This window comes from Arthrobacter sp. 05T423 (genome assembly GCF_056396245.1).
The window spans coordinates 438,428-452,190 of sequence record NZ_JBFTLC010000001.1; the positions used below are offsets into that span (position 1 = coordinate 438,428).

Consider the following 13,763-nt stretch of genomic DNA (forward strand, 5'->3'; position numbering starts at 1 on the left):
GGGTACTTGACGGGTTCCGTTCCCCCGCCGGGCTACAGTTGTCCCCGTGGGTTTGGACTTTACGGCGATCGACTTCGAGACCGCCAACGGCTTCCGCGGTTCGCCGTGCGCCGTTGGCCTCACCAAGGTCCGCGGCGGCGTCATCGTCGAGGAAGCCTCCTGGCTCATGCGGCCGCCGGAAAACCACGACTCCTTCGACTATCACAACGTCCGCGTCCACGGCATCAGGCCAGAACAGGTGGCGGGCAAGCCGCGCTTCGGTGAGCTTTTCCCGGAGATCGGCGCGTTCATCGGCGGCGACATCCTCGCAGCCCACAATGCTGCCTTCGACCTCGGCGTGATCCGCTCCGGCCTTGAGGTCTCGGGGCTTCCGGGCCCCGCCTACGACTACGTGTGCACCGTGATGCTGTCCCGGCGCTGCTACTCCCTGGTTTCCAATTCGCTGCCCTTTGCCGCCGAGGAAGCAGGCGTGCCGCTCGTGAACCACCACGACGCGGCCGAGGACGCAAGGGCCTGCGCCGGGATCCTCATCGACATCGCGGGGCGAAACCGGGCCAACAGCGTCGCCGAGCTCTACCTTTCGCTGGGACTGTCCCTGCCCCAGCAGCCGGCGTTCGACCCTTTCAGCGGCGAGCTTTCGAAGGCCACCGTCTCGGCACTCGCCGCCGCGGGCGGCGCCGGTGCTGCCCCGGCCCGGCCGTTCCGCAGCGGGTGGCCTGAGGAGGGGCCAAACCCTGAGCCCAATCCCGACGCCGAACCCGGGAATCCGCTGTTCGGCCAGACCGTCGTGTTCACAGGCCAGCTCGCGATTCCGCGGCCCGAAGCGAAGACGCGGTCCGCTGAACTGGGGGCGCGCCCCGAAAGCCGGGTCACGGCGCGGACCAGCGTCCTGGTGGTGGGGGACGGCTTCGTGGCCGGTGACCTGCGCTCGGGCCGGCTCACCGGAAAGGCCAAACGCGTCCTGGAACTGCACGACCGCGGCCAGGCCATCGAGGTGATTTCCGAGGGGGAGTTCCTGCAGATGGTGGGCGGCGCGCCGGTACACATGGCGCAATAAAGCTTCCCGCTTGAGTGCTGCCGTCGCCTTTCCCAAGGCTGGCGCCCGTGGCGTGGGTTTGCTCGGCGCCGGCTCGCTGGTAGCCTTCGCCGGATTCTGCCTCGGCTGGCCCATCTTCGGCCTGCAGCAGCGCCGGGGGCTCATCCCGAGGGTGCCTGCGAGGCCTGCAACAACATTCCGCTCAGGCAGACGTGACGGCAACCAACTGCCCGGCCATGCCGCGGATCACCTCGGGGGCCTCGAGCGCCGCCAGCCACTCCGCCGGCAGGCAGGCCGTGCCGTAGTGCGCGCCCAGGATGTTGCCGGCGATGGACCCGGTGGAATCGCTGTCGCCGCTGTGGTTGATGGCCACGGCGATGGCGGCCTTGAAATGGGCCACCGGATTGGGCGGGGCATCTCCGCCTGATGGGGTGGCGGTCGCCAGAACAGCATAAAGCCCGACGGCGAGGGCCTCCTCCGCCACCCAGCCTTCACCGAGTTCACGGACCAGGTCCTCCGGGCTGAGCACCGAACCGGACACCGGGTCCCCGACGGCCTCGCCGGCGAGGCGGATTGCGGCATCCAGCCGCTCACGGAGTTCGGGCGCCGCCCCATCGTCGGCCAGTACACGGGCGAGTGCGTCCTGTGCTGCCTCGGCCAGGCTGCTGCCCTGAATCAGGGAATGGATGAGCAGACTGAAAGCGCCGGCGCTCTGCCGGGCGGAGGGGTGCCCGTGGGTGAGCGAGGCCGCGTCCGAGCTCAACTTGTACACGGAGTCCGCTGGAATGTGCGGGACCAGGCCGAACGGCGCGGACCGCATGACGGTTCCGCAGCCCTTCGAAGCGGGATTGACCGGCCGGGCGATCGTTCCCATCTGGCCGGTGGCCAGACCGCTCAGGCAGGCATTGCCGGGTGCCCGCCGGTGCCGCAGCACCTCCTGGCCGTCAATCCAGCGCGGCTGCGGCCGCGGCGCGGATTCCGGAACAGGCACTCCCTGCGTGTCCAGCCAGCGCAGGTACGCAAGCCACACGCAGGCATTGGCGTCAGCTCCAACACCCGAGTTGGCCCACTCCAGGGCCTCGACAATCCCGTCCACTGTGTACAGGGTCATCTGGGTGTCGTCCGAAAAGTGGGATCCGCCGTCGAGCACGTCAAAATCCCGGAGTCCGGCAGCGCCGAAACGGCGCCGGATTTCCCCTATCGGGTCGAACTCGACGGCATAGCCGAGCGAGTCTCCCAGCGCGCCGCCGAGCAGGCAGCCATGGATGCGGGACTCGGGGGACGGAACAGTGCCGGGTTCATTGCTCATGCAGGCAAATTTACCTGCCCGCCGGATCTGTCCCGCACCCTGTGATTTTGGCCGCGGGGTGCCGCGTGTCCGATCACCGGAGGATAAGCTCAGTTTCAGCAACCGTCCAGACTTTGCTGCCAGACTGCTTGGGCCGCTCCCGATGCGGGCGGCATTCCCCGCTGACCGAACCAAAGGAATTCCCTCACATGACCACCCCTGTGTCCGTCCCCCCGACCGATGACCGGAGGCCTTCTGCCGGTGACGACGGATTCCGGCCGGGACTCCTGTCCAGGCTCGGAGCGGAGGCGTTCGGAACGCTCTTTTTGGTGGTCGCCGGGCTGGGCGTGCCGCTCTTCACCCTTCCACAATCCAATCCGCTGCCCGGCGCCCTTGCCGGGGGCCTCGCCGTAACAGCGGCGATGCTGGCCTTCGGGTACATCTCGGGCGGACACTTCAACCCGGCCATCACGCTGGGCAACCTCGTGGCGGGCAGGATCGGCATCGCTGCCGCAGCAGCGTACATCGGCGCACAGCTGGTCGGCGCCGCGGCGGGGGCACTCGCGCTCTTTGGGGTCCTCCGCACGGTGCCCAACATCCCCGACGCCCGCACGGCGTTCGACACCGTTACGGCCGGTTTCGGCGAGCACTCCGTGATCCAGACGTCGATGGCCGGTGTGTTGCTCGTGGAGGTGCTGGGAGCGGTCCTCCTGGTCGCCGTGTTCCTCGGCATGACGGCCCGCCGCAACCACCACGCGGCCGCCGCCCCCTTCGCCGTCGGCCTGGCGTTTGCCGTGCTGCTGCAGCTGGGCCAGGCCCTTGGCAACGCGCCCTTCAACCCGGCCAGGGCCACCGCCTCGGCGCTGTTCAGCAGCAGCTGGGCGCTGGAGCAGCTGTGGCTGTTCTGGGTTGCCCCGATCGTCGGCGCCGGCATCGCTGGCCTGGTTTTCCGCGGGTTCGCCGACGCTCGCAGCCGCACTGCCGCTGCCGTGGCCACGGACCACTCCGATGACGAGGCGGATCCGGAGCCTGACCTCGTGGACGACGTGGACGAAGGCCCGGCCGAAAAACCTGCGGCTGCCAAGGAAACCCGTGCGGCCGAGGGCCGTGTGGCTGATGGCCACACGGCCGTAGCAGATGACGCCGGCCGCGACGAGGCGCGCGACTTCTTCGACGGGCCGCGCAGCAAGCAGTCCTGACGCGCCGAAGCGCGGGGTCGGCAATTTTGTCAGTGCCCGCGTTTAGCTTATGAATATGCGGTTATTGCACACTTCCGACTGGCACCTGGGCCGGTCTTTCCACGGCGTCGGCATGCTGGACGCCCAGCGCTCCTTTGTCGACCAGCTCGTGGCCCGGGTCGGAGAGCTGTCCGTCGACGTCGTGCTGATCGCCGGCGACGTCTATGACAGAGCACTGCCCGGCGTCGATGTCGTCAACCTGCTCGACGATGCCCTGGTCCGCCTGACCGGGGCAGGGGCGCAGGTGGTGCTCACCAGCGGAAACCATGACTCCGCCATTCGGCTTGGCTTCGCCTCCCGGCTGCTGGAGAAGGGCGGCGTTCATCTGCGCACCCTCCTCCGGGAACTGGACGTCCCCGTCATGCTGCCGCTCGGCGGGGCGGACCGGCATGGCGAACAGGACCCGGTCCTGGCCATCTATGGCATCCCGTGGCTCGAGCCACGGCTGGTCGCCGATCAACTGGGGGTGGATACAGCCAGCCACTTCGAAGTCACCCGCGCCGCTACGGAACGCATCCGGGCCGACGTCGCCGCGCGCGGCGGATCCCGGACGGTCCATTCAGTTGTGCTGGCACACACCTTCGCCAGCGGGGGGATCAGTTCGGACAGCGAACGTGACCTCAGCATCGGGGGAGTGGGCGCCGTCCCCCTGGACCTGTTCGACGGGTTCAGCTACACCGCGCTGGGCCATCTGCATGGCCGGCAGTCCCTCTCCGCCGAGGTGCGGTATTCGGGCTCGCCGCTGGCCTACTCCTTCTCCGAAGCGAAGCACCAGAAGGGCGGTTGGCTCATCGACGTCGATGCGTCTGGGGTCACCGCGGTTGAGGAGATTCTCTGGGACGCGCCCAGGCAACTTGCCGTCCTCCGGGGAAGCCTCGACGGACTGCTGGAGTCACCCGAGCACGCCTGGGCAGAGCAGGCCTATTGCCAGGTGACCCTGACGGATGCCCAGCGGCCGGCCCAGGCCATGGAGCGGCTGCGGGTCAGGTTCCCGGACACCCTCGTCCTTGGTTTCGAGCCGGAGGGAGCACCTGCAGCGTCCGGGGCGAACTACAGCACCCGGCTGGCGGAGGCCGAGGATGATCTTGCCGTCTGCTGCGGATTCCTGGAGCATGTCCGCGGCCGGGAACCCGGCACGGAAGAACAGGCCGCGCTGACCGAGGCTTTGGAGAACGTCCGTCTGCAGGAGGCGTCACTATGAGGATCCACCGTCTGGAAATCTTCGCGTTCGGGCCGTTCGCCGGAACTGAGGAAATCGACTTTGACCGGCTGAGCGCCCACGGGCTGTTCCTGCTGAACGGCCCCACCGGTGCCGGCAAGACCAGTGTGCTGGACGCTGTTTGCTATGCGCTCTACGGGTCCGTGCCCGGCGCCCGGCAGGACGGCAAGAGGCTTCGCAGCGACCATGCTGATTCGGCGGCCGAACCCCGCGTCACGTGTGAGTTCACGGCCAGGGGCAGGCGTTTTGAGGTTTCCCGGTCTCCGGCCTGGGACAAGCCGAGCGCCCGCGGTCGGAACGGGTTCACCACGCAGCAGGCCAAGACTCTCCTCCGGGAACGGGTTGCGGGTGCATGGGTGGAAAAATCCGGCCGGAACGACGAAGCCGGTGCTGAAATCACCGAGCTCCTTGGCATGGACCGGGAGCAGTTCACCCGTGTGGTCATGCTCCCCCAGGGGGACTTCGCCGCCTTTCTGCGGTCCAAGGCTTCGGACCGGCTGGAATTGCTGCAGAAACTCTTCGGAACCGAACGGTTCGAGGCGGTAGAGCGCGAACTGGCGTCGCAGGCCGCACGGGCCGCCAGCGAAGTGGCCGAACTTGAGGGCAAGCTGGGCCTTCTAAGGGCGAGGGCACTGGCCGAGGCGGCGGCTCTTGAGGTGGATCCCGAGGCAGCGCAGGAATCCCCAGGCGCTCCTGGACTGCTGTCATGGCTGGAGGGTGCTGCCTCCGAGCGCGCCTCTGCGTTGGCCAAGGACGCGGAATCCTGCGAACAGCGGCGCCGCGGGTGCGCTGAGAGGCTCGACGTCGAGCTGGCCAGGGAGAGCAGGCGCCTGAAGCTTGCCTCTGCCCTGCGCCGCAAGGCAGACGCGGAGGCGGCCGCACCGGGACTGGGGAGCTCGGCGGCCGCGCTCGGCCTGCACCGGAAGGCAGAACTCCTCGGCGGCCAGCTAAAGGCGGTAACCGCCGCCGAGGCACTGTTGGTCCGGGCTGAGGGATCCATGAGTCTTGCCGCGTCCGGTTTACAGGAGGCAGCGGAGTCCAGCACCGAACTGGGCGGTATGGCACTCCGCATGGGACACGGTTCCTTCGCCAAAGGCAGCCCCGCAGAACACACTGCCGCCGCACAATTCAGCGCCGCCGGCGTGGCAGCGGAGCTTTCGCGCCTGCGGGCGCTGGCCGCTGTGATCGGCGAACGGCTTGCCGACGAGGACCGGTTGGACGGCCTCCAGGCACGGTTGGCCGGTCTTACTCAGCGGCGGCAGGAACTCAGCTGCGCCGGTGATGACCACACAGTCCGGTTGCTTTCCCTCCGCACCGAGATGGATGCCCTGCGTGCTGCCCTGCAGCCACTGGAGCAGCTCGCAGGCGAATCCGTGCTGCGCACCAAGGAAGCCGCAGCTGCGGATGAGCTGGTGGACGTCGTCGCGCGCTACGGAACCGCGGTGGCCCAGTGTGCCGTGGTGGCCGAACGGCACCTCAGCGGCAGGGAACAGCACCAGGAACTGCGCCGCCAATGGCTGGACGTCCGTGAGGAACGCCTGACCAATGCCGCCGCCGAATTGGCTTCGCGGCTGGAACAGGGGACGCCCTGTCCTGTCTGCGGCAGCCCGGAGCATCCGGCACCTGTACCGGCCGGGGACTCCGTCCTGGGTCTCGCCGAGAAAGAGGAGCGCGCCAAGGAGCGCAGCGAGGTGGCCGACAAGGCCCTTTCTGCATTGGACGCCGAGCTCTCCGAGGCAAGGCAGCTGGTCGCCGTTCTCGCCGGCCAGGGCGGCGACACGGATCCTGCGGTGGCGGAGGAGGCCGCCGGGGCCGCCCGGGAAGCGGCTGCCGAGGCCGCAGCCGCCGTAGCGGAGCTGGCAGCCAGCCGGAGGCGGCAGGAGGAGCTTGCCGAACGCATCGACGCCACGGAACAAGTGCGCGTGGACACGTTGTCGCACCTGGCGCAGACGGAGGCCGCCCTGACCGAAATCGAAGGCCAGTCGGCCGCCCTGGAATCATCGCTGGAGGCACTTCGTGCCGGCCACGCCAGCCTTGGTCTCCGCAGCGGCGTCATCGGTCAGGTCATCGACATTCTCGAACAGGCTGATGCTGCCCGGGCGGAGCTGGACCAGGCCGCGGACCGCCTGGCCGAGGCGCGGACCCAGCTGGACCGCGCACTTCCCGAGGCCGGATTTGAGTCCGCCGCCGAGGCACGCCTTGCCCTCCTGCCGGGCCCGGAAGCGGCGAGGCTGGAGTCGGCCGTCCAGGCCGGGCGGAACGAGGAAGCGCGGCTTGAGGAACTGTTCGCCAGTGAGGAACTTGTCCTGGCGGCCAAGGAACAGGACACCGGATCAGCAACGGCCGCAGCGGACCTGGACCAGCTGCGCACCGAAGCTGAGCAGGCTGCCGGGGCAGCAAAGGATATTGCACTGGCGGCAGGCCTGGCCCTGCAGGCCGCCACGAAGCTCGGACACCTGCGTGCGGAGTACGACGATCTCGCCGCATCCGGCCGGGAGCCGCGGGAACGCGCGGAGGTCCTGAAGGGCCTGGCCGAAGCGGTCCGCGGTTCCGGCGACAACAGCTACCGCATGAGCCTGAACGCGTATGTGCTGGCGGCACGGCTCGAGCAGGTTGCCATTGCCGCATCTGAAAGGCTCGTGTCCATGAGCGACGGCCGCTACACACTGCGGCACTCGGACGCGAGGGCAGCCAGGAACGCCAAGTCCGGTCTGGGGCTGGAAGTCGTGGACGAATGGACCGGCCGCCACCGCGACACCTCAACACTCTCCGGCGGCGAATCCTTCATGGCCTCGCTGTCGCTTGCCCTGGGCCTCGCAGACGTGGTGCAGCAGGAGGCCGGGGGCGTCGACATTGAAACGCTGTTCGTCGACGAAGGATTCGGCAGCCTCGATGAGCAGGCCCTGGAGCAAGTCATGGATGCCCTGGAGGGCCTGCGTGACGGCGGCCGGGTTGTGGGTCTCGTGAGCCACGTGGGGGAGATGAAGCAGCGCATCGGCAGCCAGCTCCGGGTGGTGAAGCAGCGCAACGGTTCCACCGTGCACATCGTTGACGCACTCATGACGGCCTGATCCGCGGATACCCGCCACCTCGCGGGCATCAACGCATCCAGTATCATGGGACCGTTACCGGGTTCAGCGCATCGGGAGGAGGGACGATGCGCACGACTGAACGAGCCCGGATACATGAGCACTTCAACCGCGCCCCAGCCACCCGCCGACTCCCGTCCCATCACCCCGTCCGCGAGCACGGAGGCTCCAGCGTCACGGTTCGGCGGCCGCTTCGCCCGCCTTCCGGCGCTGGCAGGCAGGGGATTCCTGCCCCTGGGCCTGTTTGCCCGCCTGCCCCTCGCGATGCTGACCCTGGGAACCCTTACCCTCGTTACATCGGTTACCGGCTCGTATGCCGTGGGCGGAGCCGCAGCCGGCGCCGTGGGCATCGGTTCCGCGGTCGGCGCGCCGATCCTCGGCGCGCTTGCGGACCGGCTCGGCCAGCGACCGGTGCTGCTGGTCTCGGCTGTCCTGAATGTCGTAGCCGTGCTTGCGGTCATCGCCGCCACGTTTTTGGATCCCGGGGCGCGGGACGTCGCCGCCGCGTGGGGTGTCATCACGGTCGCGTTCCTGGCAGGTTTCAGCTGCCCCCAGGTCGGCCCGCTGGCCCGCGTCCGGTGGATGGCCCTCACAGCCGAAAGCCGGCGCACCGGCGACAGTTCTGACTTGGACGTCGCCTTGTCCTATGAGAGCACGGCCGATGAACTGACCTTCGTACTCGGTCCGGCCCTCGTGGGAGTCCTGGCCAGCCTGGTGGCCCCGTGGCTCCCGCTGGCCCTGTCCGCCGCGCTCACGCTCACGCTCGTCCCGGCCTTTGCCCTTCACCGGACCCATACGGCCGTTCCGCGGCGCGCTGCTGCCAGCACCCGCGCCCGCAACGGAGCTGCCCGCACCGGAAATTCGGTGGCCGCTGCCGGCGGCAGGCGTGGGGGCCTGGCCCCCGTGGCACTCCCTGTCTTGGCAATGGTCTGCATGGGCACGTTTTTCGGGTCCTCGCAGGCAGCATTGAGCGCCTTCTCGGCCGGTTTCGCAACGTCAGAGGCGGCCGGACTCCTGTACGCCGTCATGGGGATCAGCTCGGCGGCGGCCGCCATCTCGGTGGCTTACTGGCCCGCCCGCTTCCCGCTGGCCGCCCGCTGGGTCGCCGGTGCGGCAGCGATGGCCGCGCTGTCAGCCCTGCTTTTCCTCCCCACCGACGGCTGGGGCATGGTGCTGGTTCTCCTTGCCCTGGGCCTGCCGGTGGGTCCGGTCATGGTGACGGTCTTTGCCATCGGCGGCCTGATGGCACCGGCGGGTCGCCTCGCCACGGTGATGACAGCGCTCGCCAGCGGCATCGTCGCGGGCACCGCCCTGGGCTCGTCATTGGGCGGCCAGCTGGCGCAGGGCGGCGGCCACAACGCCGCCTTCCTCGTCACGGCAGCAGCCGCGGCGGCTCTGTTGGCACTTGGCGCGGGGGCCGCCGTCGTCGTCCGTTCCAGGGAGCGGCGAGCTCAGGCGAGCTGACCCTCGATCCGTGCTGCGCTGGCGGTAAGGGCGGCGGCCACTTCGGCCGGATCCTGGGCTGAGCGGATGTAGACGACGGCCACGGCCGCCGGGCGTCCGCCGGGCACCCGTACGGGGGCGGCGAGGGAGGAAACACCGGCGATGACTTCGTCGTGGCTAGCCGCGTAACCGCGTTTCCTGGCCTCGGCCGCCTCGGGCCTATAGGGTACGGCGGGCGCGAGTTGGTTCCACTCGAGTTCCGTCAGGGCTGACTGGATGGCGATGCCGGGCGCGCCGGAGCTGATTGGATGCCGGGATCCGGGGTGCTGCACCACTGTTGCGGCCGAGTGCCGCGGCTCCACGGTCACGAGCGTCACGCATTCCTGATGGTCCCACACTGCCACGAAGGCGGTCATGGTGAGCGTGTTCGCCAACTGGGTCAGTTCGGGAAGGGCAGCGGTCTGGAGGTTCCTCGAAACGCCGCGCGCCAGCACCGCGAGCCCCGGGCCCGGCTGGACCCGGCCGGCGTCGTCGCGCACCAGCAGCGAGTGGTCCTCAAGGGTCCGCAGAATCCGGTAGGCGACGGAGCGGTGGACGCCCATGGCCTCCGCGAGCTCGGCGATGGTCAGCGGGCGGTCGGCTTCCGCAAGGATTTCCAGTGCCCGGATGCCCCTGGAGAGGGTCTGGGAAGGGGATGCCTGGGCGGGCGCAATCTGCGCTGCGGCACCGGCGTTGGGAGTCATGCTGTCCATCCTAGGCATGTAAGCGGGGCGAATAGCCAACGGGTCTTGTGTTGCCCGTCACCTTGGGCTAGCGTTCCATATAGGAATTTCACGTTCAACTATAGAACAGTCTAGCGAATGCGGACCGGTACGCCAGAGGCGGTGGACAGTAGGCCGGAGGCATACGCCGAAGGCGAGGGTCAAGTACCCAGGGGATCAACGATGACGGTCAACCCGGCGGTGGGACCCGGCGTTCCGGGCAGGACCTCGGTTCCCGATGCCCACCGCTTCCGCGGCAGCCTGGGCCGGTTCGCCACCGGGGTCGCCATTGTCACTTTCGACGGGGCCGCCAAGCGTCACGGCATCACGGTCAATTCCTTCACGGCCGTCTCGATGGACCCGCCGCTGGTCCTGGTCAGCATAGCCCGCACCGCCAAAGCGCACGACGAGCTGGCCGGCCGGCCCTTCGCCGTCAATATCCTGGGCGCTGAGCAGCGGCTGCTGGCCTTGCACTTCGCCGGGCGTCAGGGGCCCGAGCCCCGGTGGGTGGAAGGCGCAGCGGCGCCCCGGCTCTCAGGGGTGCTCGCCTACTTTGAGTGCAGGCCGTGGGCGGCGTACGACGGCGGCGACCACACCCTGTACCTCGGCGAGGTGGTGGACTTCAACCACCGCAGCGGAGACGCCCTGGCCTTTGCCAACAGTGCGTTCACCATCATTCCGGAGAGCCAGCTGGGGATGGAAGACCTGCTGTAGGAGCGCTTCACCACCACCAATTGACAGTTCAACGACGACTGGAGGCAGCAATGGGTATTCGAACCGGCCGGCAGTACCTGGACAAGCTCAATGCCATGACCCTGAACATCGCGATCGACGGCGAAGTGGTCAGGGAAAAAGTGGCCGAACACCCCGCCTTCCATAACGTTGCGCGCTCTTACGCCAAGCTGTTCGACATGCAGCACGACCAGCGGTACCAGGAGGCCCTGACCTATGCGTCCCCGGCTACGGGAGATCTTGTCAACGCGTCCTTCCTGGTGCCCCGGACCATCGAGGACCTGCAGCGCCGGCGCCTGGCGATCTCCACTTGGGCTGAGGCCACCAACGGATTCCTGGGCCGCACGGGCGACTACATGAACTCCGCGCTCACCGCCCTGGGTGCGGCCGGGAAATGGTTCTCCCAGGCCGACCCCACGTTTGCCGAGAACATCGGCAACTACTACGAGTGGGCGCGCGAAAACGACATGCTGGCAACGCATACCCTGATCCCGCCGCAGGTGAACAGGTCGGTCTCCGGTTCTGAGCAGCTGGGCGGCCAGCTCACCGCCCGCATTGTGGAGGAACGCGACGACGGCATCGTGGTCCGCGGCGCGCGCATGCTGGCCACGATCGCACCCATCGCCGATGAACTGCTGGTCTTCCCGTCCACCGTACTGCGCGGCACTCCGGAGGATGCCCCCTATTCCTTCGCCTTCGCCATCCCCAATGACACACCGGGGCTCCGGTACCTGTGCCGGACCTCCCTGTACAACGGCGGCAGCACCCACGATGAACCGCTGGCGTCCCGCTACGAGGAAATGGACGCCGTGGCCGTCTTCGACGACGTTTTCGTTCCCAGCAGCCGGATCTTCATGCTCGGCAATCCCCAGCTCTGCAACTCGTTCTATGCCGAGACGGGCGCCGGCGCCCTCATGACCCACCAGGTGGTCACCCGGACCATCGCCAAGAGCGAGTTCTTCCTGGGCCTGGCGTCCGAGCTCGCAGAGTCGATCGGCATCGACGGATTCCAGCATATCCAGGAGGACATTGCCGAGCTGATCATCGACGTCGAAATCGGCAAGGCGCTGGTCCGCGCGTCGGAAGCTGACGCCGAACTCAACGAGGCCGGCGTGATGCTGCCCAGGTGGACCACCCTCAACGCTGCCCGCAACTGGTACCCGAAGACGGCTCAGCGTTTCCCGCAGATCATCCGGAAGTTCTCCGCGTCAGGGCTGATGGCCCTGCCCGGTGAAGCGGACGTCAATGGTGAGGCCGGGGCGGACATCGACCTGTACCTGCAGGGGAAGACGCTGACAGGGCCCGAGCGGGTCCGGCTGTTCAAGCTTGCCTTCGACGCCTCGATCTCCGGATTCTCCGGCCGGCAGTCCCTCTATGAGTACTTCTTCTTCGGCGATCCCGTCCGGATGGCCAGCGCGCTGGTCAACACCTACAACCGCGAACCCGTCAGGGCGCGGTTGCGCGAGTTCCTGCACCGGACCGACTGAGGGGTGCGCCACACCATAAATCCATAGTATCCTTCACACTAACTGACCGTTCGATCAGTAAATCGGCAACCCCCTTGATCGCCACCGGCAGTAGCACTGCCCCCAGCCACGGAGTTTCAATGACCGCAACTTCACGCGTCGATTCAGAGACGGGACCCAGCAGCAAGCGCGAGGAGCGCAAAGTCCTCGCCGGCACGCTGGTCGGCACAACCATCGAGTGGTACGACTTCTTCATCTTCGCCCAGCTGACGGCAACGCTGCTGTCGCCGCTGTTCCTGGCACCGCTGAACGAATCCAACCCGGGCCTGGCGCAGATCCTCTCCTTCGCCCTGATCGGCATCAGCTTCCTGTTCCGCCCGCTCGGCGCGATCGTTGCCGGACACCTGGGAGACCGCCTGGGCCGCAAGGCTATGCTGGTGTTCACCCTGATCATGATGGGTGCCGCCACGGCCCTGATCGGCCTGCTGCCGACCTATGCCCAGATCGGCTTCTGGGCGCCGGTGCTGCTGATCACCCTCCGCGTGATCCAGGGCTTCTCCGCCGGCGGCGAATGGGGCGGCGCGGCCCTGATGGCGGTGGAACACGCCCCCAAGAGCAGGCGTGGCCTGTTCGGCGCCTATCCGCAGATCGGCGTTCCCGTCGGGATGATCCTCGCCACCGGCCTGCTGTTCTTCCTCAACACCAGCATGTCCAAGGAAGACTTCGCCTCGTGGGGCTGGCGGGTTCCGTTCCTGCTCTCCATCGTGCTGATCGTGGTGGGCTACCTCATCCGCCGCGCCGTGGGTGAAAGCCCGGTCTTCAAGGAAATGGCTGCGCGCAAGGAAGAAAGCAAGGCGCCGCTTGGCGAACTTATCCGGAGCCACAAGAAGGCTGTCCTCTACTCGACCATGATCTTCATCGGCAACAACGCCGCCGGCTATCTCCTGATTGCCTTCTTCATCGCCTACGCCACCAGGACGCTGAAGATGCCCACGCCACAGGTCCTGCTGGCCACCACGGTGGCATCGTTCGGGTGGCTGATCTTCACCCTGGTCGGCGGCTGGCTTTCCGACCGGATCGGCCGGGTCAAGACCTTCCTGACCGGCTACGCCATCGTGTTCGCGTGGATGATCCCGATGTTCGCCCTCATCGACACGAGGGACATCGTGCTCTACGGCGTGGCGCTGTTCGTCCTCACGGTGGGCCTGGGCCTGTCCTACGGTCCGATGTCGGCCATGTACGCGGAGATGTTCCCCGCCGACGTGCGGTACTCGGGCATCTCGATCGGCTACGCGTTCGGCGCCATCCTGGGCGGCGCGTTTGCCGCCACCATTGCCGAATCACTTCTGCAGAGCACCAAGTGGACCGGCTCCATCGGCATCTACATCATGATTCTGTGCGTCATCTCGGCCGTCGGCGTGATCCTGGCAAAGGAAACGCGGGGCCGCCCGCTTGGCGTGAGCCACCACTGATTCGGCGGCCAGCCGGCCC

General features: G+C 67.8%; 10 protein-coding genes. 8 read left to right on the forward strand and 2 right to left on the reverse strand.

All coding sequences use genetic code 11. The features are described from left to right. Nucleotides 1-46 precede the first annotated feature (46 nt). Nucleotides 47-1,057 carry a 3'-5' exonuclease gene (locus tag AC1DFE_RS02095; RefSeq protein ID WP_476904255.1) on the forward strand — a complete coding sequence of 337 codons (1,011 nt, stop codon included), beginning with the start codon at nt 47-49 and terminating at the stop codon, nt 1,055-1,057. 181 nt (nt 1,058-1,238) lie between these two features. Here AC1DFE_RS02095 and AC1DFE_RS02100 read toward each other — a convergent pair whose 3' ends face one another. Beyond that, nucleotides 1,239-2,345: an ADP-ribosylglycohydrolase family protein gene (locus AC1DFE_RS02100; RefSeq protein ID WP_476904256.1), complete on the reverse strand. Its 1,107-nt coding sequence runs from the start codon at nt 2,343-2,345 to the stop codon at nt 1,239-1,241. A gap of 188 nt (nt 2,346-2,533) precedes the next feature. Between AC1DFE_RS02100 and AC1DFE_RS02105 the strand changes: the two genes are divergently transcribed. The 4 genes from AC1DFE_RS02105 to AC1DFE_RS02120 all read left to right on the forward strand — a co-directional run bounded on the left by AC1DFE_RS02105 (nt 2,534) and on the right by AC1DFE_RS02120 (nt 9,334). Next, on the forward strand, nt 2,534-3,523 hold the full coding sequence (locus AC1DFE_RS02105; protein WP_476904257.1) for an MIP/aquaporin family protein: 990 nt from the start codon (nt 2,534-2,536) through the stop codon (nt 3,521-3,523). 55 nt (nt 3,524-3,578) lie between these two features. Then, a complete protein-coding gene (locus AC1DFE_RS02110) occupies nt 3,579-4,763 on the forward strand; it encodes an exonuclease SbcCD subunit D (protein ID WP_476904258.1) in 1,185 nt (394 codons plus the stop codon). Continuing rightward, on the forward strand, nt 4,760-7,852 hold the full coding sequence (locus AC1DFE_RS02115; RefSeq protein WP_476904259.1) for an AAA family ATPase: 3,093 nt from the start codon (nt 4,760-4,762) through the stop codon (nt 7,850-7,852). Before AC1DFE_RS02110 ends, AC1DFE_RS02115 begins: the two co-directional genes overlap by 4 nt. A 114-nt stretch (nt 7,853-7,966) precedes the next feature. Further along, entirely contained in the window at nt 7,967-9,334 is a 1,368-nt protein-coding gene (locus AC1DFE_RS02120; RefSeq protein WP_476904260.1) for an MFS transporter, read from the forward strand. Here AC1DFE_RS02120 and AC1DFE_RS02125 read toward each other — a convergent pair. Continuing rightward, nucleotides 9,322-10,056 carry an IclR family transcriptional regulator gene (locus tag AC1DFE_RS02125; protein WP_476904261.1) on the reverse strand — a complete coding sequence of 245 codons (735 nt, stop codon included), beginning with the start codon at nt 10,054-10,056 and terminating at the stop codon, nt 9,322-9,324. The genes AC1DFE_RS02120 and AC1DFE_RS02125 overlap by 13 nt on opposite strands. A gap of 201 nt (nt 10,057-10,257) precedes the next feature. Here AC1DFE_RS02125 and AC1DFE_RS02130 point away from each other — a divergent pair, with 201 nt between their 5' ends. The 3 genes from AC1DFE_RS02130 to AC1DFE_RS02140 all read left to right on the forward strand — a co-directional run bounded on the left by AC1DFE_RS02130 (nt 10,258) and on the right by AC1DFE_RS02140 (nt 13,744). Continuing rightward, nucleotides 10,258-10,788, forward strand: a complete 531-nt coding sequence (locus AC1DFE_RS02130) for a flavin reductase family protein (protein WP_476904262.1) — start codon at nt 10,258-10,260, stop codon at nt 10,786-10,788. A gap of 50 nt (nt 10,789-10,838) precedes the next feature. Continuing rightward, nucleotides 10,839-12,293 (forward strand): 4-hydroxyphenylacetate 3-monooxygenase, oxygenase component, encoded by a 1,455-nt coding sequence (gene hpaB / locus AC1DFE_RS02135; protein WP_476904263.1) that lies wholly within the window; start codon nt 10,839-10,841, stop codon nt 12,291-12,293. Nucleotides 12,294-12,412: 119 nt separating this feature from the next. Beyond that, nucleotides 12,413-13,744 (forward strand): MFS transporter, encoded by a 1,332-nt coding sequence (locus AC1DFE_RS02140; RefSeq protein WP_476904264.1) that lies wholly within the window; start codon nt 12,413-12,415, stop codon nt 13,742-13,744. Nucleotides 13,745-13,763: the final 19 nt, after the last annotated feature.

Bases quoted from the DNA above. Each gene is read 5' to 3' on its own strand.
- AC1DFE_RS02105 (WP_476904257.1), top strand. From the start codon at position 2,534: ATGACCACCCCTGTGTCCGTCCCCCCGACCGATGACCGGAGGCCTTCT.
- AC1DFE_RS02120 (WP_476904260.1), top strand. From the start codon at position 7,967: ATGAGCACTTCAACCGCGCCCCAGCCACCCGCCGACTCCCGTCCCATC.
- AC1DFE_RS02140 (WP_476904264.1), top strand. From the start codon at position 12,413: ATGACCGCAACTTCACGCGTCGATTCAGAGACGGGACCCAGCAGCAAG.
- AC1DFE_RS02130 (WP_476904262.1), top strand. From the start codon at position 10,258: ATGACGGTCAACCCGGCGGTGGGACCCGGCGTTCCGGGCAGGACCTCG.
- AC1DFE_RS02100 (WP_476904256.1), bottom strand. From the start codon at position 2,345: ATGAGCAATGAACCCGGCACTGTTCCGTCCCCCGAGTCCCGCATCCAT.
- AC1DFE_RS02110 (WP_476904258.1), top strand. From the start codon at position 3,579: ATGCGGTTATTGCACACTTCCGACTGGCACCTGGGCCGGTCTTTCCAC.
- AC1DFE_RS02115 (WP_476904259.1), top strand. From the start codon at position 4,760: ATGAGGATCCACCGTCTGGAAATCTTCGCGTTCGGGCCGTTCGCCGGA.
- AC1DFE_RS02125 (WP_476904261.1), bottom strand. From the start codon at position 10,056: ATGACTCCCAACGCCGGTGCCGCAGCGCAGATTGCGCCCGCCCAGGCA.
- hpaB (WP_476904263.1), top strand. From the start codon at position 10,839: ATGGGTATTCGAACCGGCCGGCAGTACCTGGACAAGCTCAATGCCATG.